This is a genomic window from Companilactobacillus baiquanensis (genome assembly GCF_003946605.1).
Classification (GTDB): Bacteria; Bacillota; Bacilli; order Lactobacillales; family Lactobacillaceae; genus Companilactobacillus; species Companilactobacillus baiquanensis.
In genome coordinates, this window is sequence record NZ_RHOQ01000001.1 from 150480 (window position 1) to 174452 (window position 23973).

16 protein-coding genes and 3 pseudogenes are annotated in these 23973 nt (G+C 35.0%); all 19 read left to right on the forward strand.

Features of this window, described 5'->3' with window-relative positions; genetic code table 11:
• The first annotated feature begins 3 nt into the window (after nucleotides 1–3).
• The 19 genes and pseudogenes from rseP (at nucleotide 4) to dnaJ (ending at nucleotide 23943) form a co-directional block, all read left to right on the forward strand.
• Complete coding sequence (rseP, locus tag EKM77_RS00775; RefSeq protein ID WP_125591667.1) at nucleotides 4–1269, forward strand: RIP metalloprotease RseP; 1266 nt, start codon at nucleotides 4–6, stop codon at nucleotides 1267–1269.
• Between the two features lie 16 nt (nucleotides 1270–1285).
• Nucleotides 1286–2992 (forward strand): proline--tRNA ligase, encoded by a 1707-nt coding sequence (locus EKM77_RS00780; RefSeq protein ID WP_125591669.1) that lies wholly within the window; start codon nucleotides 1286–1288, stop codon nucleotides 2990–2992.
• Nucleotides 2993–3031: 39 nt separating this feature from the next.
• A complete protein-coding gene (locus tag EKM77_RS00785; RefSeq protein WP_125591671.1) occupies nucleotides 3032–7330 on the forward strand; it encodes a PolC-type DNA polymerase III in 4299 nt (1432 codons plus the stop codon).
• Nucleotides 7331–7450: 120 nt separating this feature from the next.
• Nucleotides 7451–7918 carry a ribosome maturation factor RimP gene (rimP, locus tag EKM77_RS00790; protein ID WP_125591673.1) on the forward strand — a complete coding sequence of 156 codons (468 nt, stop codon included), beginning with the start codon at nucleotides 7451–7453 and terminating at the stop codon, nucleotides 7916–7918.
• Nucleotides 7919–7964: 46 nt separating this feature from the next.
• Nucleotides 7965–9017 (forward strand): annotated as a pseudogene (gene nusA / locus EKM77_RS00795) (transcription termination factor NusA); the annotation flags it as partial.
• 82 nt (nucleotides 9018–9099) lie between these two features.
• Entirely contained in the window at nucleotides 9100–9408 is a 309-nt protein-coding gene (gene rnpM, locus EKM77_RS00800) for an RNase P modulator RnpM (protein WP_125591676.1), read from the forward strand.
• Nucleotides 9405–9704: a L7Ae/L30e/S12e/Gadd45 family ribosomal protein gene (locus EKM77_RS00805; protein ID WP_125591678.1), complete on the forward strand. Its 300-nt coding sequence runs from the start codon at nucleotides 9405–9407 to the stop codon at nucleotides 9702–9704. Before rnpM ends, EKM77_RS00805 begins: the two co-directional genes overlap by 4 nt.
• 13 nt (nucleotides 9705–9717) lie before the next feature.
• A pseudogene (locus EKM77_RS11205) lies at nucleotides 9718–9780 on the forward strand (hypothetical protein); the annotation flags it as partial.
• Nucleotides 9781–10758: 978 nt separating this feature from the next.
• Nucleotides 10759–12558, forward strand: a pseudogene (infB, locus tag EKM77_RS00810) (translation initiation factor IF-2); the annotation flags it as partial.
• A gap of 11 nt (nucleotides 12559–12569) precedes the next feature.
• Nucleotides 12570–12929 carry a 30S ribosome-binding factor RbfA gene (rbfA, locus tag EKM77_RS00815; RefSeq protein WP_057763742.1) on the forward strand — a complete coding sequence of 120 codons (360 nt, stop codon included), beginning with the start codon at nucleotides 12570–12572 and terminating at the stop codon, nucleotides 12927–12929.
• Between the two features lie 72 nt (nucleotides 12930–13001).
• Nucleotides 13002–13541, forward strand: a complete 540-nt coding sequence (locus EKM77_RS00820; RefSeq protein WP_125591682.1) for a TetR/AcrR family transcriptional regulator — start codon at nucleotides 13002–13004, stop codon at nucleotides 13539–13541.
• Nucleotides 13542–13640: 99 nt separating this feature from the next.
• Nucleotides 13641–14624: a DUF5692 family protein gene (locus EKM77_RS00825; RefSeq protein ID WP_125591684.1), complete on the forward strand. Its 984-nt coding sequence runs from the start codon at nucleotides 13641–13643 to the stop codon at nucleotides 14622–14624.
• A gap of 227 nt (nucleotides 14625–14851) precedes the next feature.
• Nucleotides 14852–16957 (forward strand): LTA synthase family protein, encoded by a 2106-nt coding sequence (locus EKM77_RS00830; protein ID WP_125591686.1) that lies wholly within the window; start codon nucleotides 14852–14854, stop codon nucleotides 16955–16957.
• A 73-nt stretch (nucleotides 16958–17030) separates the two neighbouring features.
• Nucleotides 17031–17939, forward strand: coding sequence for a tRNA pseudouridine(55) synthase TruB (gene truB, locus EKM77_RS00835; RefSeq protein ID WP_125591687.1), 909 nt, complete (start codon nucleotides 17031–17033; stop codon nucleotides 17937–17939).
• A 12-nt stretch (nucleotides 17940–17951) separates the two neighbouring features.
• Nucleotides 17952–18890 carry a riboflavin biosynthesis protein RibF gene (gene ribF / locus EKM77_RS00840; RefSeq protein ID WP_125591689.1) on the forward strand — a complete coding sequence of 313 codons (939 nt, stop codon included), beginning with the start codon at nucleotides 17952–17954 and terminating at the stop codon, nucleotides 18888–18890.
• A 164-nt stretch (nucleotides 18891–19054) separates the two neighbouring features.
• Entirely contained in the window at nucleotides 19055–20101 is a 1047-nt protein-coding gene (gene hrcA, locus EKM77_RS00845) for a heat-inducible transcriptional repressor HrcA (protein WP_125591691.1), read from the forward strand.
• Nucleotides 20102–20117: 16 nt separating this feature from the next.
• Nucleotides 20118–20693 carry a nucleotide exchange factor GrpE gene (gene grpE, locus EKM77_RS00850; RefSeq protein ID WP_125591693.1) on the forward strand — a complete coding sequence of 192 codons (576 nt, stop codon included), beginning with the start codon at nucleotides 20118–20120 and terminating at the stop codon, nucleotides 20691–20693.
• A 29-nt stretch (nucleotides 20694–20722) separates the two neighbouring features.
• Nucleotides 20723–22576 carry a molecular chaperone DnaK gene (gene dnaK / locus EKM77_RS00855; protein WP_125591695.1) on the forward strand — a complete coding sequence of 618 codons (1854 nt, stop codon included), beginning with the start codon at nucleotides 20723–20725 and terminating at the stop codon, nucleotides 22574–22576.
• 239 nt (nucleotides 22577–22815) lie between these two features.
• Entirely contained in the window at nucleotides 22816–23943 is a 1128-nt protein-coding gene (gene dnaJ / locus EKM77_RS00860) for a molecular chaperone DnaJ (protein ID WP_125591697.1), read from the forward strand.
• Nucleotides 23944–23973: the final 30 nt, after the last annotated feature.

Consider the following 23973-nt stretch of genomic DNA (forward strand, 5'->3'; position numbering starts at 1 on the left):
AAAATGACCGCAATAATTACATTTATTATTGTCTTTGGGATATTGGTGGTAGTTCATGAATTTGGACATTACTATGCTGCTAAAAAATCAGGTATCTTAGTACGTGAGTTTTCAGTAGGTATGGGCCCAAAGCTTTATGCTTATCGAAAGAATAATACAACATATACATTGCGGCTTTTACCGTTGGGTGGCTATGTCCGAATGGCGGGAGCTCAAGAGGATGATTCTGAAATAAAGCCCGGAACGATGGCCTCTTTATTGATCAATGGTGATAAGGTTACAAAAATCATCACTTCAAGCAAGGTTTATGATGCACAAGCTGTACCAGTTCAGATTTCAAAGGCTGATTTGGTCGATGATTTAACAATTGAAGGCTATGAAAATGGTGATGAGTCAGAAATGAAGCATTACAATGTTGATCACGATGCCACGATTGTTGAAGAAGATGGTACAGAAGTTCAAATAGCTCCAAGAGATGTTCAACTTCAGTCAGTTTCAGTTTGGAAAAGAATGATCACAAACTTTGCGGGTCCATTCAACAATTTTATTTTAGCAATTGTTTGTGCCATCATTGCTGCATTTATGATGAATGGTATTCCCATGGAAACTAATCAATTAGGACATATCGAGAGCAACAGTGTTGCAAAAACGGCAGGTCTGAAGAGTAATGATAAGATCTTAGCTGTTGGAGATAAAACAACTTCAAATTGGACAACTTTAACAGAAGCAATTAGAGATGAACCTGGTAAAAAGGTTGATCTCAAAGTTGAGTCAAATGGAAAAGTTAAACATGTAACGGTAACTCCTAAAACAATAAAAGTCTCTGGTCAAAAGTATGGACAATTGGGGATAATGGCTAAGAGAGACTATAGTTTGGGAGCCAAGATAAAGTATGGTTTTACTTCTAGTTGGCAAACTACAGTATCTATTTTTCAAGTATTAGGTAAGATGGCTTCAGGTGGTTTCAATATAAACCAGCTATCTGGTCCAGTAGGAATTTATTCAATGACTTCACAAGTAGCATCGCAAGGTATCATTAATATTATCTTATTCATGTCGATGCTTTCACTTAACTTAGGAATTGTTAATTTGATCCCAATACCAGCATTAGATGGTGGAAAAATCTTATTGAACATAATTGAAATAATTAGACGTAAACCAATTCCTGAAGAGTATGAAAATATCATTACTTTGGTCGGGGTCGGCATATTAGTATTATTAATGGTTGCTGTCACATGGAATGATATTCAACGGTTCTTTATAAAATAGGTGGGGAGAATCAGTTATGAAACAATCCAGACTTTATATTCCAACTTTAAAACAAACTCCTAACGATACTGAGTCTATTAGTCATCAGTTAATGTTAAGAGCTGGGTATGTCAGGCAAGTATCGGCGGGAATATTCGCATACTTGCCTTTGGCATTGTCAGTGATAAATAAAGTTGAAACAATCATTCGTAAAGAAATGGATGAAATTGATGCTGCTGAAATGAAACTTCCGTCACTTTTACCCGTAGAATTATGGGAAGAAAGCGGACGTATCAATACTTATGGTGATGATTTATTTAAATTAAAAGATCGTCATGATAGAGAATTTATTCTAGGACCAACTCATGAAGAAACTATAACAACAATTGTTAAAGAACGTTTAAACAGTTATAAAAAATTGCCGATGGTTTTGTATCAGATGCAAAATAAATATCGTGATGTAACTTCTACAAAGTATGGACTATTGCGTAGTCGTGAATTTTTAATGGCAGATGCTTATTCGTTCAGTGCCAACTTGGAACAGTTAGATATAATTTATAATCAAATCGAACAAGCCTATCGAAATATTTTTGAGAAATTAGACTTAGATTTTAGAGTTATCTATGGTAATGCTGATTTAATGGGTGGTACTGAATCAAAAGAATTCTCCGCTTTGGCAGATATTGGCTCTGATACAATTGCCTATTCAGATGAAAGTGATTATTCAGCTAATCTGGAAATGGCATCAAGTAAATTACCTGATAATCCGATTGAAGCAAAGCAAACATCAGAACTAGTGGAAACTCCTGATGTACATACTATTGCGGGATTAGCATCTTTTTTGAATATCGAAGATGCAAAAATTATGAAGGCGGTAGCGTATATGGCCGATGATCAACCCGTTTTGGTTATGATCAGAGGAGATTATGAAGTAAATGAAATTAAAGTAAAGAATTTTTTGGAAGTACAAACTTTAATTGCCGCTACGCCAGATCAAGTAGTTAAAAATTTTGGCAGTATTCCTGGATTTATTGGTCCTAAAAATTTAGCTGCCGATGTAAAAGTCTTATATGATAGTTCACTCGAAGGACTTACAAACTTTGCAGTTGGCCCCAATATAAGAAATAAACATCTTGTAAATGCTAATTTTGAAGATATTACTGATGGTCAACCTGAATTCCATGATTTTCGTGTCGTTAAAGAGGGAGAGATCTCACCTGACGGCTATGGAACGATTAATTTTACAAAAGGTATAAAAATTGCTAATATTTTTAAATTAGGTACAAAGTTCTCAAAAGATTTTGGTGCTAATTTCTTAGATGAAGATGGGAAATCAGAACCTATAATTATGGGTTCATATGGTATTAGTATTTCTAGAGTTTTATCAGCGGTTATTGAGCAACATAATGACGAGAACGGTATTATTTGGCCAGCAAGTTTGGCACCGTATCAAGTACATCTTGTGCCGATTAATTATTCAGATGATACTCAAAAGCGTCTCAGTGACGAAATTGTAAAATTATTGAAGGACGAAGATTTTGATGTCTTATTAGATGATCGTAAAGAACGTCCCGGTGTTAAATTTGCAGATTCTGATCTGATAGGAATTCCCATCAGAGTAACGATCGGTAAAAAAGCTGCAGACTCAATTGTCGAATTGAAAATCAGAAGTACTGGTGAAACAATTGAGGTCAATAAGGATGAATTAGTAAATTCAGTAAAAATATTGCTTAAGAATCAGTAAATGAGGCTTAGGCCTTTTTTTATGTTTGAAGGGTAAAAAATGTCAGATAAAAATCAACTTTTTAAAATTTTAATTAAACAAATAAAACTAGAAAATTTATTGAATGAAGATCAATTGTTTGCTAGCGCTAATTTGAATAAATTGGATGTACATAAGGTCTCAAAAAAATGGGTCTTCTTTTTTGAATTTGAAGATGTTCTACCATTTAATGAATTTAAAATTTTTACGGAATCATTAAAAGAATCATTTAATGGAATCGCCTCTATTGATTGGGAAATTTCTACTACCAATGCACATTTAGACGAAAAAAAGATTCGTGATTATTGGGACTTTGTTTTGCAGACGGGCCAATTAAATTCACCGGTCGTGTCGCAATTAATGAAGCAGACGCCGCCAGTAATGGAAAATGGTCAATTATTTTTATCCGTCTCTAATGGATTTATAGCTGATTTTATGAATGGAGATCTGACAAAACAAATTCAAGATAAGTATCGAAGCCTAGGATTCCCTGATTTTAAATTGCATATTAATGTTGATGAGGAGAAGTCTAAAAAGAATTTAGAGGCTCTTCATACAGCAAACGATGAGAAGACAAAGCAATTTCAAACTAAGGTCCAAGAAATTAGTCAAACAAAGTCCAAGAAAACTCCAAGTAATATTTCTAAAGTAGGGCGTAAGATACCTGATGATCAAGAGATCACTCAAATGGTTGATATTATTGAAGAGGATCGTGGAAAAGTAGTTGAAGGAAATATTTTTGACAAAGACGTTCGGAAATTAAAGTCAGGTCGTTCATTGTTGATTTTGAAAGTTACTGATTATACTTCTTCGTTTAGTATTAAGAAGTTTTCTAACGGTGAAGATGATGAAGCATTCTTTGAAGAATTGAGTGAAGGTTCTTGGATCAGAGTTCGAGGTAGTGTTCAAGAAGATAATTTCTCACGTGAACTTGTCATTATGGCTAATGATATTAATATTATTAAACATACTGAGCGTCAAGATACGGCCGAAGAAGATAATAAGAGAATTGAGTTGCATGCACATACGAATATGAGTCAAATGGATGCAATACCGAGTGCGACTGATTTAATTAAACGAGCTAGTCAATGGGGACAAAAAGCAATTGCAATCACTGACCATAGAGCTTTGCAGGCCTTTCCAGAGGCATACAGTGCTGGTAAAAAATTTGGCGTTAAGATCGGTTATGGTGTAGAGGTCGATCTTGTTGATGAAGGAAATCCAATTGCTTATAATTTGCGAGATGAAGATCTATTAAATGCTGAATATGTAGTCTTTGATGTCGAAACAACTGGATTATCAGCTGTTTATGACAGCATCATTGAACTTGCAGCCACTAAAATGAAAGATGGCGAAGTAATTGATTCGTTTGATGAATTCATAAATCCTGGACAAGAACTATCTGAGTTCACAACTAATTTAACTAGCATTACTAATGACATGGTTAAAGATGCTCCAGATGAAAAAACGACTATTCAAAAATTTATTGATTTTGTCGGTGATGATGTTCTTGCTGGACATAATGTAACTTTTGATATCGGGTTTATAAACGCCGCCCTAACTAGAATGGGACACGATCGTGTGTCAGTTCCGGTTATAGATACATTGGAAATGTCCAGGACACTACATTCCGAATATCGTAATCACAAGTTAGACTCATTAGCTAAACGCTACAATATTGTTTTGGAACATCACCATCGTGCCAATGCTGATGCGGAAACAACCGGTTATTTAATGTATAAATTGTTTGAGGAAATGGAATCAAAATTTTCTACTACAAATATTTCTCAATTAAACGATCATGTCGGTGGCGATGAAGCATATAAACAAGCACGTCCTAGTCATGCTATTTTATTGGCACAAACCCAAGAAGGGTTAAAGAATATGTTTAAAATAGTTTCATATTCAATGACTGAATACTATTATCGAACAGCTCGTGTACCAAGAAGATTACTAAATAAATATCGCAAGGGTATTTTAGTAGGATCTGCATGTAAAGATGGTGAAGTTTTCAATACCATGATGCAAAAAGGTTATGAAGATACTCGTGAAGTTGCTCAGTATTATGATTATTTGGAAGTCATGCCCAAGCCGGTTTATCAGCACTTGTTAGATATTAAATTAATTAAAGATGAAGCCGGCCTTGAAGAGATCCTAAAAAATATTATTAAACTAGGAAAAGAGATCAATAAACCTGTTGTAGCGACTGGGGATGTTCATTATCTTGACCCACATGATAAGGTTTATCGAGAAATAGTTATTAAAGCCGTTAAAAGCAATCCTTTGGCACGTCAAGTTTTGCCAGATGTTCAGTTCCGAACGACTAATGAGATGTTTGATGAATTTGATTTCTTGGATGAAGCAACAAGAAAAGAAATCATTGTTGATAATCCAGCCAAAATAATGGATCAAATCGATGAAATTTCACCAGTTAAAGATAAATTGTACACCCCTAAAATGGAAGGTGCCGAGGACGAGATTCGTAGTTTAACTATGAATAAAGCCCATGAGTTATATGGTGAGAAATTACCAGAAATTGTTCAAGAACGCATGGATAAAGAGCTGAAAAGTATTATTGGTAATGGTTTCTCAGTTATTTATCTAATTTCACAACGACTAGTTTATAAATCAAACAAAGATGGATACTTAGTTGGTTCCCGTGGTTCGGTCGGTTCTAGTTTCGTTGCCACCATGACAGGTATCACTGAAGTTAATCCACTACCACCACATTATCGTTGTCCTAAATGTAAATACTCTGAATTCTTTACTAAGGGTGAAGTTGGTTCAGGTTTTGATTTACCAGATAAGAAATGTCCTAAATGTGGGGCGGAACTTAAAAAAGATGGTCAAGATATTCCTTTTGAAACGTTCCTAGGTTTTAAAGGTGATAAAGTTCCAGATATTGATTTGAACTTCTCGGGAGACTATCAACCAGTTGCTCATAATTATACAAAAGTATTATTTGGTGAAGATCACGTATTTAGAGCCGGTACAATTGGTACTATTGCTGATCGTACAGCCTTTGGTTATGTTAAAAATTATGAAGAACTAACTGAACAACAATTCAGAAATGCTGAAGAAGAAAGACTGGCTATGGGTTCAACTGGTGTAAAAAGAACCACTGGTCAGCATCCAGCTGGTATCATTGTTGTTCCAGATTATATGGATATTTTTGATTTTACGCCGATTCAGTATCCAGCTGATGACCAAAAAGCAGCTTGGAAGACAACTCACTTTGATTTCCATTCAATTCACGATAATATTTTAAAACTTGATATTCTGGGACATGATGATCCGACAATGATCCGTACTTTACAAGATTTATCTGGGATCGATCCATTAACTATCCCGGTTGATGATAAGGAAGTTATGGCACTATTTTCAGGTACCGAATCGTTAGGAGTTACACCTGAACAGATCTTTTCTAAGACAGGTACACTTGGTGTTCCAGAGTTTGGTACTAGATTTGTTCGTGGAATGTTAGAGAAAACTCATCCAACAACTTTTGCCGAGTTACTTCAAATCTCTGGTTTGTCACATGGGACTGACGTTTGGTTAGGTAACGCTGAAGAATTGATCGATAAAGGTGTTGTTACGCTAAAAGAGGTTATTGGTTGTCGTGATAATATTATGATGGATTTGATCCATTGGGGTATGGATTCACAAATTGCTTTTCAAATTATGGAACATGTTCGTAAGGGACGTGGTATACCTGATGAGTGGAAGCAGCAAATGAAAGACGCAGATGTGCCAGATTGGTATATTGATTCTTGTTTGAAGATCAAGTATATGTTCCCTAAAGCACATGCGACGGCCTATATTTTAATGGCGTTGCGAATTGCTTACTTTAAAGTTCACTATCCACTTTATTATTACAGTGCTTATTTTTCTGTTCGTGCTGATGACTTTGATTTAGTTGCCATGACAACTGGCAAGCAAGCCATTAAAGATGCAATGAAAGCCATTAATGATAAAGGGATGGACGCTTCTACCAAAGAAAAGAATTTATTGACGGTTTTGGAACTAGCTAATGAATGTGTAGAGCGTGGATTTACTATTAAAATGGTAGATTTAGAAAAATCCGATGCTTTTGAATTCAAGATTATTGATGATAAAACATTGCTGGCACCATTTAATGCCATACCTGGATTGGGTGATAATGTTGCTAAACAAATCGTAGCAGCTAGAGAAGAACAGCCATTTCTTTCTAAGGAAGACTTAGGGACTCGTGGTAAGGTTTCAAAAACCATCATTGAATATATGACAGAAAATCATGTATTAGATGGAATGCCAGATGAAAATCAACTATCGCTCTTCTAGTATCAAGGCTTCCAGTTGATTTTGTTTCACAAATGTGTTAAATTACTACTAGTTAATTATTGAGTTGAGTGAGCAGCAATGCTCACTCTTTTTATTGCCGATTACTTTGGAGGAGTGTTTTTGAATACAAAAGTTGATGAATTAAAAGCCATTTTGCAACCTATATTAGATCAACATGATTTCTTTTTAGTTGATTTAGAGTTTGTACATGAACATGGCGATTGGTATTTAAGAGTTTATGCAGATAAAAAAGGCGGAATCAGTATTGATGATTGCGCCTTGATTAGTGAAGAATATGGGGAAAAATTAGATGAATTAGATCCAATTGATCCAGCTTATTATTTAGAAGTTTCTTCACCGGGTGCTGAACGTCCCTTGAAAAATGATGAGAGTCTCTCAAATTATGAAAGCGACTATATTAATGTATCTTTATACCAAAAACAAGATGGACAAAAAGCTTTTGAAGGAACTTTAACAAAGGTAACCGCAGAGCAAATAACTTTAGATGTTAAAATTAAAAATCTTCATAAGCAAGTTGAGATAAGTCGAGATAAAATTGCTAAAATTCGACTTGCAATTGAATTCTAAGATTGAGAGTTTTTAGAAACTTAAAAACTCGTTAAGGAGAAATAGCATGAGTAAAGAAATGATCGATGCATTGGATGCGTTAGAATCCGAAAAGGGTATCAAAAAAGAATATGTGATCGAATCTTTAGAAGCAGCTCTAGTTGCAGCTTACAAACGTAACTATAATCAAGCTCAAAATGTTGATGTTGAGTTTGATGCCAAAAAAGGTAACATTCACGTGTATGCTGTTAAAGAAGTTGTTGAAGAGTCAGTTGATGATAGATTAGAAATTAGTCTTGCTGAAGCTCAAAAGAAGAGTAAGGGTTATGAGATTGGTGATCATATCAAAGAAGAAGTAACTCCGAAAGACTTTGGACGAATTGCGGCTCAAACAGCTAAGCAAGTTATTATGCAACGTGTTAGAGAAGCCGAACGTGACGTTATTTATAATGAGTATAGTCAATATGAACACGAAATTATCCAAGGAATCGTTGAACGAAGCGATAATCGTTTTGTTTATATTAACTTTGGTAAGATCGAAGCTGTTATGTCAAAGGCAGATCAGATGCCAGGCGAAACTTATAATCCTAGAGATCGAATCAGGGTTTATGTTACTAAGGTAGAAAATGCTACAAAAGGACCACAAGTATTTGTTTCAAGAACAGATCCAGGTTTGGTTAAGAGATTGTTTGAACAAGAAGTTCCAGAAATATATGATGGAACAGTTGAGATCGTTTCAATTGCCAGAGAAGCTGGAGATAGAACTAAAATTGCTGTTAAATCGGATAATGATGATGTTGATCCTGTTGGAACTTGTGTTGGACCAAAGGGTACTCGTGTTCAGGCAGTTGTTGATGAACTTAATGGTGAAAATATTGACGTAGTTCCATACGTTGATGATCCAATTGATTTCATTGCAAATGCTCTAAACCCAGCTGAAGTTATTGCAGTTCAATTTGATGATGATAATAAGAAACAATGTATGGTAATTGTTCCAGATTATCATTTGTCATTAGCAATTGGTAAGAAAGGTCAAAATGCTCGTTTGGCCGCTAAATTAACTGGTTATAAGATTGATATTAAACCAGAATCACAGGTTGAATTCGTTGATGATAACGATCAAGATGTAGATATTGATGATATCGATAAAAAAGATGTCGATAAAGATGACAGTGATTCTGAATAATTAGGGGGTGATTGATTTGGCAACTCGTAAAATACCCATGCGTAAAGATATTTTAACAAGTAAGATGTATCCAAAAAGAGAAATGGTCCGAATCGTAAAAGATAAGGATGGTAATATTTTCATTGATCCAACTGGTAAAAAGGCCGGTAGAGGTGCTTATGTTGGTTTGGATCCTGAAGCCGTGAAAAAGGCCAAGTCGCAAAAGATTTTGGAAAAGGTCTTTTCACATGCTGTACCAAGTGAATTCTATGATGAGTTATTCGACTTTGTCGATCATCAAAAAGCCAGAATGGATTTATTTGGGGATTTAGGTAAGAAACATTGATAAATAAATTTTTAAGTTTTTTAGGAATAGTTCTAAAATCTGGTAATATGGTCAGTGGAACAGACTTAACACTGCAAGGAATTCGTAATAAGAGTGTTAAACTAGTAGTGATGGCTAGTGATTGTAGTGATAGAACTAAAAAGGATTTATCTAATAAAACAGATTATTATCAAGTACCACTAATAACAGAGTTTACAAGTTATGAAATTAAAAAGTCTATTGGAAAAGATAGAAAAGTTATTGGAATAACAGACTTAAAAATGGCTAAAAGGTTGAGTGAACTTATGGAAAACTAAGGAGAGTGATAGGATGGCCAAAAAACGAATCTATACTATTGCAAAAGAAAATAACGTCGACAATCAAGTTGTAATTGACGCTGCCGAGAAACTAGGAATGGATGTAAAGAATCATATGTCATCTGTTGATGAAACAAGTGAATCAAAAATTGTTAGTAATCTAAAGAAGAATACTAATTCAAAACCTAGTACAAATAACGCCCATACTAATACCGAGAAGAAGGCTAGCACGACAGCAAGTAACGGTAATAGCAATAATGGACAACATAAAACTAAGATTAAGATTACGGCTGTAAGAAGAGATGCTACTAAGAGTAATAATAAGGGGCATTTCGACCATAATAACCGTAACAACAATAATCACCATGATAATAATCATGGTTCGGTAAATTCAAGTAATAGTAGACATAATACAAGTAATAATAGAAACGATAATCGTACTAATAGCAATAATAATAGTAACAATAATCGTTCATATAATAGTAATAATCGTTCTAACAACTCTAATAACAATGGTCGACCAAATAATAATCGACCTAACGATCGTCGCAACAATCAATCACGTGATAATCGTAACAATAGAAATGTTAGAAACAACCAAACGCAACAAGCTCCAAGACCAAGACAAAGTGCTGGAAATAAGTATCTAGAACAATATAAGACAAATATTCAAGATGCTAGTCGTGCAACAACACCTAGTCGTCCTAGAAACAATAATCATAACGGTAATAACGCTAACCGTAATAATCACAACAATAGTAATAATAGCCGTCCTAACAACAATAATAGTAATAACAATAGACGTTTCAATAACAACAGTAACCACACAAATAATAATAGTCATAATAACAATGTTAGAAAGCCAGTTGAGGCTAATAAAGTTCAATCAACTTCAAAGCCAAATACAGCTAAAGTTGAAGTTCCAAAACCAGAATACAAGAAACCAAAGACAACAAATAACCGTGACTTTGGACACAAGCAAAACTTGGCAAATCCTTTCGGAACTCGTAAGAAGAAGAAGGAAAGAAAGAGACAACAACGCCAACGTAATAATGAACCTAAGAAAGTAATGCCACAAAGAAAAGAACGTCCATTACCAGAAACACTTGTTTATACAGTTGGTATGAATGCTCAAGATATTGGTAAGTTATTGCATCGTGAACCAGCAGAAATTGTTAAGAAATTATTTATGCTTGGAATTATGATCAATCAAAACCAATCATTAGATAAAGATACTATCGAATTGTTGGCTACTGATTATGGAATTAATTCTGAAGAAAAAGTTGAAGAAGATATTGCTGATATCGACCAATACTTTGAAGAAGAAACTAAGAGTACAAAACACTTAGTTCCAAGACCTCCAGTAGTTACTATCATGGGACACGTTGACCATGGTAAAACAACTCTATTGGATCACTTGAGACATACTCACGTTACAGCTAGTGAAGCTGGTGGTATTACTCAACATATTGGTGCTTATCAAGTAAGATTACAAGATCGTTTGATTACCTTCTTGGATACACCTGGACATGCTGCCTTTACAAATATGCGTGCTCGTGGTGCTGATATTACTGATATTGTTATCCTAGTTGTAGCTGCCGATGATGGTGTAATGCCTCAGACTATTGAAGCTATTAACCATGCTAAAGCTGCTAATGATCCTATTATCGTTGCCGTTAATAAGATCGATAAGCCAGGTGCAAATCCACAACACGTAATCGAACAATTGATGGAATATGAACTTATTCCTGAAGATTATGGTGGTGACACGATCTTTGTTGAAATTTCCGCTAAGGAAGGTACAAACATTGATCAACTACTAGAAATGGTTCTATTACAAGCTGATGTTCTTGAATTAAAGGCCAACCCTGATCAAAAGGCTGTCGGTACTGTTATCGAAGCCAAACTTGATAAGGGTCGTGGACCAGTTGCATCACTATTGGTACAACAAGGTACACTTCACGTTGGTGATCCAGTCGTTGTAGGTAATACTTTTGGTCGAGTTAGAACTATGACTAACTACAATGGTAAAGAAGTTAAAAAGGCCACACCATCAGAACCAGTTGAAATTACTGGTTTGAATGATGTTCCAGAATCAGCTGATAAGTTTGTTGTCTTTGCAGATGAAAAGACAGCTCGTGCAGCTGGTGAAGAGCGTGCTAGTCGTGCAATTCAAAAAGAACGTCAAAATACTAACCCTGTAACACTTGATAACTTATTTGAAACAATGAAAGAAGGAGAACTTAAGAAAGTCGACGTTATTATTAAAGCCGATGTTCAAGGTTCTGTTGAAGCCATTGCTGGAAGTTTGAAGAAGATCGAAGTTGAGGGTGTTCGTGTTAATATTATTCATCAAGCCGTAGGTGCAATTACTGAAAGTGATGTTAACTTAGCTGCCGCAAGTAATGCTATCATCATTGGATTTAATGTTCGTCCTACTGCACAAGCTCGAGTTCAAGCTAAGGATGAAAATGTTGATATTCGTTTACACAGAGTTATCTATCAAGCAATCGATGAGATTGAAGCCGCTATGAAGGGTATGCTTGAACCAGTATACAAAGAAAAAATTACAGGTAACTTATCTGTTCGTGAAACATACAATGTTTCTAAGATCGGTACGATTGCCGGTTGTTATGTAAACACTGGTAGTATCACCCGTGAATCTGGTGTACGTTTAATTAGAGATGGTATCGTTGTCTACGAAGGAAAACTTGCTTCACTTAAGCGTTTCAAAGACGATGCCAAAGAAGTTAAAGCAGGATTCGAATGTGGTATCACAATCGAAAACTACAATGACATTAAAATTGGTGACGAAGTTGAAGCCTATGTGATGGAAGAAGTTCCAGTCAAATAGGAGATGATAATATGGTAAAACATCGAATTGGTCGTGTGGAACAAGAAATACAAAAAGAAGTAAATGATATTTTACTTAAACGTATTCGTGATCCACGAGTTCAAGGTGTAACCGTAACAGGTGTTGAGATGACAGGTGACTTGCAACAAGCCACAATTTACTACAGTATCCTTTCAGAAAAGGCTAGTGATGTTGAAAAAACTCAAGCTGGCTTAGATAAGGCCAAAGGTCTGATCAGAAAAGAGCTTGGTTCACGTCTAACACTTTATAAAGTTCCGGAATTAGAATTTAAGCAAGATCAATCAATTCGCTACGGTGAAAAAATTGACCGCTTGATTGCTAAATTACATCAAGACGAAGCTAATCGTTAAAAATGTCCGCTGAAATGAAAATTTCAGCGGGCTTTTTTCATGTTAAAATTTTTGATATAGGGAGGAAAAAATATGGATACAAAAGAGATACTTGCTCAAACCCTAAAAAAATTAATGAACGATACGCCAGTAGATAAAATTACGATCAATATTTTAACAAGTGAAGCCAACGTTGCTAGAAATACCTTCTATTATCATTTTGAAGATATTAAATCAATTTTGGAGTGGATATACGCAAGAGAAATAGTTGTTCAATTGGCGGCATTTCAAAGCCAATCCAAGTGGACTGATGGATTTGAAACTTTGTTAAATTATATAGTAGAAAATCAAAAATTTTGTTTGAATACTTTTAGTTCCACCAATCGTTCGTTTTTAGAACATTTCTTATATCGATTAGCCTTTGATATGGTTTCTGGAGTAGTCCTGGATCTACAACCAACTTGCAAGAATGATCTGCGTGATGAAATTAGTAATTTTTATGGTCGGGCCTTATCTAGTCAGGTCATTCAATGGTTAGTGACAGATATGCGGGAATCAGAAGATGAATTTGTTGATCTAATGGAAAGAATGCTCGGAGGAACGATTGAGGCTGTAGTTAAGAGAAACTCTTAAACTTTGGACAATAGGCTCTCTTTGACCATATGAACCTTCATAGTAACCGGTTACAATTAACTTGTGAAGTAATAAACATGGTGAATGGAGGGGATCAAAATGTTCTTATTTCAAAATATTACAGCTATTGATTGGGTAATGTGGATCGCAGTTATTGCTGCATTGATGTTACTTAATGAGGCTGCAAGAGCTAATAAGTGGGTAGGATTAACGCTCTTTGTCGCCGTTCCAATTATTTTAACGATATTTGTTTGGCCTAATACGGCAGGTTCTGGTAGTAGTACCGGTACTTGGTTTCATTGGGTAAAGGTTTATTCGGCTTTAGCAGGATGTTTAGGTTTTATGGCATTAAGATTTATTCCGAAATTACAAAATAATAAGTGGATGCTAATGTTTCCACCAATTATTCTTTCAGTTAATATTATGGAAGCCGTTTTTAGAGACTTCCAAGTTTATGGATTACACGGAATGGTAGACGGTGTTTTCATGAACGGTGGTGCCTGGAATATTATGAATGGTATTGCTGGTATCATAAATATTATTACAATCACTGGATGGATGGGGATCATTGTCAGTCGTGATAAGCAAAAGGATATGATCTGGCCTGATCAAATTTGGCCTTGGATCATTGCATATGATATTTGGAACTTTGCCTATGTTTATAATTGTGTTGGTGATCACTCGTTCTACGCTGGAGCAGCCTTATTATTATCATGTACCTTTGCAGCATTCTTTATTAAAAAAGGTTCTTGGCTGCAAGCTCGTGCACAGACATTGGCATTTTGGATGATGTTCACGATGAGTTTCCCAGCATTTGTTACAGATTCGCAATTTGCAGTTCAAAGCTCGCATAACAGTACTGCATTGATGGTAGTTAGTGCATTAGCATTATTAGCTAACGTTGGAGTACTTGTACTACATATTTATCGCGTGGTGAAATTACGCAGAAATCCATTGAAAGATTCTGTTTACGCTGGTACTAGAGCACATGATCAAGTATTAGCTGATAATTTACCAGAAGATAAAGTTACTAATGATTTAAATACTAAGGATTCAGATCCTAAAGATTCAGCGTTAATTTAGTTAAATTAGAAACATATACAAATCGCATAAGCCCAGTAATCCGAATTTTGGATTGCTGGGCTTATGTGTTTTAGGCTGGAAAATATATTTAATAAAAATAGTGATTTTGTTATAGTCAGATTTTTTTGACTAATCGTCAAATGACTTTTAGTGATAGAATTTGATTTTGCAAAGATTACTAGTATATGATTATTAATACGAAAAGTTGATCAACGGGAGTAAGTATAATGACCAAAAAGCCAGTAACTAAAATATCTCTATTTATATTTACATTGGTTATTATTTTTTGGCTAAAAAATATTTTTTCATATTATTTAGACTTTTCACTTGGAGTTCAAGGCATTATACAAAATTTCATTCTTTTAATAAATCCTCTTGCTACTATTACTATTTTACTAAGTCTTGGACTTTACTTTCGAAATCCTAAAATTGCCTATATATTTATGACTGCAGTTTACTTGATTGATTCTATTTTTCTATACAGTAATGTTTTATACTATCGAGAATTTACAAATTTTATTTCGTTAAATACTATCACTAGTTCAGCTAAGGCTGTTAAAAGTCTTGGTCCAAGTATTTTAAATTCAATGAAATACTATGATTTTATCTACTTGTTAGATTTGCCAATTATTGCTATCGTTGTAGGTTTAATAATTTTTAAAAAGAAGTTAGACGTTTTGAGAAAATTAAATGCTTTGGCCTGGACAACTTTTGGAATAATGTTGTTTTCTTTGAATTTAGCCTTAGCAGAGATGAATCGGCCTCAATTATTAACTCGACTGTTTGATCAGACGTATATTGTAAAATATTTAGGTCTCAATTCTTTTTTTGTTTATGACTCGATCAAAACTATTAATTCTGATCAGGTTAGAAAAAACGCAACGGCCACTGGTATAGATGGTCCATTGAATTTCCAGCAAGCAAATTATGCGATGCCAAATTCTAAATATTTTGGAGTAGCTAGGAAGAAAAATATTATCGTTATCCATCTGGAAAGCTTCCAGCAATTTTTAATTAACTTTAAAGTCAATGACCAAGAAGTGACACCGTTTTTGAATTCTTTGTATAGTAATAAAAATACTCTGTCTTATAGCAACTTTTTTCATCAAGTAGGACAAGGCAAGACTAGTGATGCGGAAACAATGCTTGAAACAGGTTTGTTTGGTTTACCAGAAGGATCTTTTTTCCCTCAATTAGGACCTAGTAATACTTTTCAAGCTGCACCGGCAATTTTAAATCAAAAACAAGGATACACTAGTGCAGTTTTTCATGGTAATGTTGGCAGTTTTTATTCTCGGAATAAGGTTTATCCTAATTTCGGTTATAATTATTTTTTTGATCAAAGTTCCTTTAATAGTTCTGAAAATAGTGATCTTGGTTTTGGTTTGAAAGATAAATTGATGTTTGCTCAAAGTATCAAATATTTGGAACAACTGCAACAACCGTTCTACGTAAAATATATTACTTTAACTAATCATTATCCGTTTGATCTACCGATTGAAGATAATGACGGCTTTGTTACTACGCAGACAAATAACAATGTAGTAAATAATTATTTTTTGACAGCACACTATTTAGATAATGCACTAAAGGAATTCTTTGCTTATTTGAAAAAAAGTGGTTTATATAAAAGATCGATGATCGTTTTGTACGGTGATCATTATGGAATTTCTAATGACAAAAACCCTGATCTCACGCCTTTATTAGGGTATTCTGAATCTCAACCAGAATTTAATAATGCAAAACTTCAAAGAGTTCCCTTTATGATTCATGTGGATGGATTAAAAGGTGGAATCAAAGATACATACGGTGGTGAAATTGATGTTTTGCCGACAATTTTGCATCTTGTTGGAATCGATACAAAGAACTATTTGCAATTAGGTCAAGATCTATTATCAAAAGAACATATTCAAATCGTACCGTTTCGAGATGGCAGTTATATGACATCTGAATATACGGTTATCAAGAAGGGTAAGAAATTTTATAATGTTTATTCAAATTCCACTGGAGAGCAGATTGATTTAGCAGAGAATCCTGTTTTATCCGGAAATATAAAGGATTGGGGCAAGCAAGTTGATCAGAGATTAAGTATTTCAGATAAAATCAATAATCAAAACCTATTGAGATTTTATACACCAGATGATTTTAAACCGGTTGATCCTAATGATGATAAATATGAATATAAAGATCAATTGAACAGGCTTTTAAAAACTCGAGATGATAAAGGTAATAGTTCCACTAGTATGTATTCTCAGAATAATGATAATTCCAGCACAGGTGATTATGAAACTGATGCTCCGGAATTAAAGCAATCAGATGTTAATGGTCTGTAAAACTTCCAATTCAATGGAAGTTTTTTTGTTATAATTAATAAAGTTGTTTATTAATAGGTACGGAGATAGATAAATGAATGGTGTAATTCCTTTACATAAAGAAATCGGATTAACTAGTTCTGATTGTGTTTACAAATTAAGAAAAATTTTGCATACAAAAAAAGTGGGCCATACAGGGACGCTTGATCCGTTGGTAGATGGTGTTTTGCCAATTTGCGTAGGTCAATCAACAAAACTGGTCAATCGTTTGACAGGCTCGCCTAAAGAGTATGAAGGTGAGATAACTTTAGGTATGTCGACAACAACTGAAGATCGTGAAGGGGATGTTGTTGAAGAAGTTAAATTAAATCAACCTTTTGAAATTCCCAAATTGGAAGAGACTTTTAAAAGTATGATTGGAGATTTAACTCAAATACCGCCAATGTATTCTGCCGTTAAGGTCAATGGCAAGAAGCTTTATGAATATGCACGAGCTGGTTTGAAAGTAGAACGACCTGAAAGAAAAATTCATTTGTACGATTTTTATCTAATGGGTGATCCAGTATTTGATTCTACCAGTGGCAAACAAACGGTTAGATTCCATGTCAGATGTTCAAAAGGAACATACGTTAGAACCTTAGCAGTTGAGTTTGGGTCAATACTAGGAGTTCCTTCTTATATGTCGAAATTAACTCGAACGCAAAGTGCTGGTTTTGATTTAAAAGACACATTTACGTTGTCAGATATCGAGTCAATGATAGAATCAAATGAGTACGGTTTTTTTAAAAGTATTGACGATGTCTTAGTAGATCTTCCAGTTCATGAACTAACTGATGAGGAATGGGAAATCAACGTTCAACATGGAGGCTTCTTGGAGTTTTCACAATATGATACAAATAAAAATCTCAGAGTTACCAAGAATAATATTACAAAGGCCATCTACAAGTATGATCCTAAGGATTCCATGTGGAAGCCAGAAACAATGTTACTGAACAATGAGTAGAAAAGATTGAATATGCAGACTTTAAATGTAAAGCACCCATTAAAAGCAGATCAGATACCTTCTGAAGATACAGTTTTGATAATGGGATTTTTTGATGGTGTTCATGAGGGACATCAAAAGGTTATTAATAAAGGTGTTAAAATTGCTAAAGAAAATGGCTTAAAATCGGTATTATTAACGTTCGATCGCTCACCAAGAGAAGTATATCAACACGAGAAAAACTATCAGTATTTATCAACAGTAGCTAGAAAGTCTGAACTAGTTGCTAAGTTAGATGTTGATTATTTATATGTTATGGAATTTAGTCAAAAATTTTCTAAATTAACTCCGCAAGAATTTGTTGATCAGTATATGGTAAGAATGAATGCGAAGTATGTTGTTGCTGGATTTGATTATACTTATGGCAAACGCGATATCGCTAATATGAAAAATCTACCCAAATATGCTGCCGGTCGTTTTGAAGTTGTAACGATTCCTGAACAGACTTATGATGGCCGAAAAATTGGATCTAGTTCGATCAAAGAATTGATCGAGAACGATAAAGTAGATCAGGCAAATACGGTTCTAGGGTACAATTATCAAAATCAAGGTGTGGTTATTCATGGCTTGCAAAGAGGGCGTACTTTAGGATATCCAACGGCAAACATACTAACTACATCTGATCAAGTTAAACCATCTATTGGTGTCTATGTGACTAGAATTAAGGTTCACGATCGTTGGTATCGAGCAATGACTTCGGTTGGTTACAATGTCACTTTTAAAGAAGATACTGGCGTTACGATCGAAGCTAATATCTTTGATTTTGATGAAGATATTTATGATCAACCTGTAAGAGTCGAGTGGCTCCATTACTTGCGTGGTGAAGTTAAATTTAACAACGCTGAAGAATTGATCGAGCAGTTACACTTGGATAAAGAAAATTCGATAAACTATTTTCAGCAAAATAATTAAAACGGGATAGAGTAGATATTGTTCTAGCTCTATTTTTGCGTGCTTATTTTCAGTAAAATTCTTTTTAGTTTCTAAGGCTCAGCACTTGACACTAATAGAAGAGATTGTTATATTTTACATTGTTAGCACTCATAGATGATTAGTGCTAAAAGGAGGGCGGTATAATGTTATCGAAACGTCAAGATGCTATCTTGAAAGAAGTAGTGCGCATTTTTACAGATACCGGCCAACCGGTTGGTTCAAAGACATTAATGAATGCGTTGTCGTTTCATGTTAGTTCAGCCACTATTAGAAATGAAATGGCAACGTTAGAGGAGATTGGTTATTTAGAGAAAACACACCTTTCTTCCGGTCGCATTCCATCTGCAATGGGATATCGTTATTATCTTGATCATTTGGTTCGACCTATGTCAGTACCTCAAAATATTGCTCAAAGAATCGATGAAGATTTTGGAAAGACTTATCATCAAATAGATGATATTATCGAACAATCCGCAAAGATCCTTTCTCATTTAACAAGTTATACAGCAATTACATTAGGTCCTGAAAGCAACGCTGTTTTATTGACCGGTTTCAGAATCGTACCATTAAATTCACGTCAAATAATGGCAATTATTGTTACTAGTGATAATAATGTTGAAAGTAATATATATACAATAAATGAAGAGTTTGATACGGAACTGATTGAAAAAATTGTTAGGGTAGTAAATGATAAATTAGTCGGACAACCTTTACCTAAGGTTATTAAAATGTTACATAATGATGTTCCAGCAATTTTATCTGAATATATGTACTCCAATGATGGATTGATCGATATGATCGATCAGCTCTTTAGAAAAGCCGGTTCTGAAAAATACTTTGTTGATGGTCAGCTTAATTTATTGAATTACGCCAACAATGAAGATTTGTCAGAAGTACAGTCACTTTTCTCAATTATTAATGAAAGTAATGATTTGAAAAAATTATTAGATCCAGATATTGCTGATGACGGCATTCGTGTTCGTCTTGGTAGTGAATTGGGTTCAGATGCATTTAAGAATTACAGTATTATTACTGCTAATTATGATGTTGGTCATCATGGAAAAGGTGTTATTGCCTTATTAGGTCCAACTACAATGCATTATTCACAATTGATCGGATTGCTTGGAGAATTCCGCCAAGAATTAGCCAAAAGATTGATCGATTATTATTCACGGTATGATGATTCTTGATACTTAGGAGGAAGTAATGGCAGATAAAGATGAAACAAAGCAAAAAGTAGACGACCCTCAAAAGCCAGAAGAAAAAGTTGAAAGTTCAACTAAAGATAATTCTTCAAAGGAAAGTCCAAAAGAGAAAATTGATCCAAAGGACGTTGCTTTAAAGGATCTAAAGGCAAAGAATGCAGAGTTGGAAGACAAGTTTTTAAGAAGCCAAGCTGAAATTCAAAATATGAATAATCGTCATAAAAAAGAAGTCGCTGGTATTCTTAAATATGATGGTCAAAAATTGGCCACTGAAATACTTCCAGTGCTTGATAATTTGGAACGTGCTTTGACAGTTGAAGTTGATGACGATGCTGGCAAGCAATTGAAAAAGGGTATCGATATGGTCCAACAACATATGGTAAAAGCTTTAAAAGATAATAAAGTTACTGTTATCGATGGTGTTGGAGATAAGTTTGATCCTACTGATAGCCAAGCAGTGCAAACTGTTCCAGCAGATGATGATCATCCTAAAGATACTATCGTTCAAGTTTTACAAAAGGGTTATAAATTAGAAGATCGTGTATTACGTCCTGCAATGGTCGTTGTCGCTCAATAATATAAAATTTTAAAAAGAGGTTTTAATTTATGTCAAAAGTTATTGGTATTGATTTAGGTACTACAAACTCAGCTGTTGCAGTACTAGAAGGTGGATCACCTAAAATTATTGCTAACAAAGAAGGTGCCAGAACTACTCCTTCAGTTGTTGCTTTTAAAGATGGCGAAATTCAAGTTGGTGAAGTTGCTAAGAGACAAGCAATCACTAACCCAGATACAGTTTCATCAATTAAAAGACATATGGGTGAACCAGGTTATAAAGTAACTGTTGCTGGTAAATCATATACACCTCAAGAAATTTCAGCTATGATTTTGCAACATATTAAGAAATTCTCAGAAGAGTATCTTGGTGAAGATGTTACAGATGCTGTTATTACAGTTCCTGCATACTTCAATGATTCACAAAGACAAGCTACAAAAGATGCCGGTAAAATTGCTGGTTTAAACGTTCAACGTATCGTTAACGAACCAACTGCTTCTGCACTTGCTTATGGTCTTGACAATGACAAGGGTGACGAAAAGATCCTTGTTTATGACCTTGGTGGTGGTACATTTGATGTTTCTATCCTTGAATTAGGTGACGGTGTGTTTGAAGTTCTTTCAACTAATGGTGATACACGTCTTGGTGGTGATGACTTTGACCAAAAGATCATCGACTGGTTAGTTGAACAATTCAAGAATAAGAACGGCGTTGACTTATCACAAGATAAGATGGCACTTCAAAGATTGAAGGATGCCGCTGAAAAAGCTAAGAAGGATCTATCAGGTGTTAGCCAAACATCTATCAGCTTGCCATTTATTTCATCTGGTGCTAACGGTCCACTTCATTTGGAAGAGACTTTGACACGTGCTAAGTTTGATGAGTTAACATCAGAATTAGTTGAAAGAACAAGAATCCCTGTTGATAAGGCTTTGAAAGATGCTAATCTTACAGCTGCAGATCTTGACAAAGTTATCTTAAATGGTGGTTCAACACGTATTCCTGCCGTTCAAGATGCTGTAAAGAACTGGACAAATAAGGAACCTGATCACTCAATCAACCCTGACGAAGCCGTTGCTTTAGGTGCTGCTATTCAAGGTGGTGTTATCTCTGGTGATGTTAAAGACGTTGTTTTACTTGATGTCACACCACTTTCATTAGGTATTGAAACTATGGGTGGAGTATTTACTAAGTTGATCGATAGAAATACAACTATCCCAACAAGTAAATCACAAACATTCTCAACTGCTGCAGATAATCAAAGTGCTGTTGATATTCATGTTTTACAAGGTGAACGTCCAATGGCTGCCGATAACAAGACCTTAGGTCGTTTCCAATTAACAGATATTCCAGCTGCACCACGTGGTGTACCTCAGATCGAAGTTAAATTCGATATTGATAAGAACGGTATCGTTAATGTTTCGGCTAAGGATCTTGGTACTAATAAGGAACAAAAGATCACTATCAAGAGTTCGTCAGGTTTAAGTGATGAAGAAATTGATAAGATGATGAAAGAAGCCAAGGAAAACGAAGACGAAGATAACAAGCGTAAAGAGGAAGTAGACGTTAAGAATGATGTTGAACAAACATTATTTGCTACTGACAAGACTCTTAAAGATATTAAGGGTAAAGTTTCTGACGACGAAATCAAGAAGGCAGAAGACGCTCGTGATGCTTTGAAGAAGGCTCAAGATTCTGGTGACCTTGAAGATATGAAGAAGAAACGTGACGATTTGAATAAGATCGTGCAAGATCTATCTGTAAAGCTTTATCAACAAGCTCAAGATCAACAAAAAGACGCAGGCAATGCTGCTGAAGGTACTACTGACGACAAAGGCAAAGACGACGGTAAGACAGTTGATGGCGACTTTGAAGAAGTAGATCCAGATAAAGATAAAAAATAAGTTTTGTGATAAAGAGCAGCGATTTTAATTACTAGACTGTTAATGGTATAGTATAAAAATGTACTGCTCTTTTGAGCTTGAAAATGAAAAACAGAGCGTGACTTAAGGCGGTTAGAGACTGAGCATATCGTAGATAAGCGGAGGTATCTGCCTTATGTCGCGCGTTTCAATAAATAATAATCGTAATACAACAAGAGGGCGTGACGAAAGTCACATCCTCATCACAAAGGTGATTTTTAATGGCAAATAGAGATCCATATGATGTTTTAGGCGTTGATAAAAGCGCTTCTGAAGATGAAATAAAAAAAGCATTTCGTAAGCTTTCAAAAAAATATCATCCTGATATCAATAAAGCACCTGATGCTGAGGCAAAGTTTAAAGAAATAAATGAAGCATATGAAACTCTTAAGGACCCTCAAAAGCGCGCCCAATATGATCAATATGGATCAGCAGGTATGAATGGCGGACAAGGATTTGGCGGTTTTGGCGGCGGAGCTGGCGAACAATTCGGCGGCTTTGATGATATTTTCAGTCAATTCTTTGGCGGCGGTACTGCTAGACAGAGTCCTAATGCTCCAAGACAAGGTTCAGATCTGCAATATCGAATGGATCTTTCTTTTGAAGAAGGAGTTTTTGGTAAATCGACTAATATTAATTATAATCGTGAAGAGGAATGTAAGACTTGTGGCGGTAACGGTGCTAAACCCGGTACTCAGCCTGAAACTTGTCATAAATGTCACGGTTCAGGACATATTGAAGTAGAACGTGCAACTCCACTAGGCCGTATGCGTACTAGAGTTGTTTGTGATGTCTGCAATGGTACTGGTAAAGAAATTAAAGAAAAGTGTCCAACATGTCATGGTAAGGGTAAAGTAAATAACAAGCATACCCTTAAAGTTACAGTTCCAGCTGGTGTTGAAGATGGACAACAAATGAGATTAGACGGTCAAGGTGAAGCCGGAGAAAACGGTGGTCCTTACGGTGATCTTTATATTGTCTTTAGAGTTAAACCAAGCAAGGAATTTACCCGTGACGGTGGAACTATTTATACATCTGTAAATATCAGTTTTCCTCAAGCAACTTTAGGTGATGAAATTGAAGTCAATACAGTTCATGGACCAGTTAAATTAACTGTTCCTGGTGGTACTCAAACGGGTACATCATTTAGATTACGAGGTAAGGGAGCACCAGTTTTAAATAGTGATAAAGTTGGTGACGAAAAAGTTACAGTAAACATTGTTACTCCTCGTAAGTTATCAAGTGAACAAAAAGATGCTTTGAAGAAATTCGCTGAAGCAGGTGGAGATAAGGTCAAAGAAAAAGATAGTAATTTCTTTGATAAATTAAAGGATACTTTTAAGAGCTAAAATTTTATTAAAAGAGAGCTTTAATTAGGC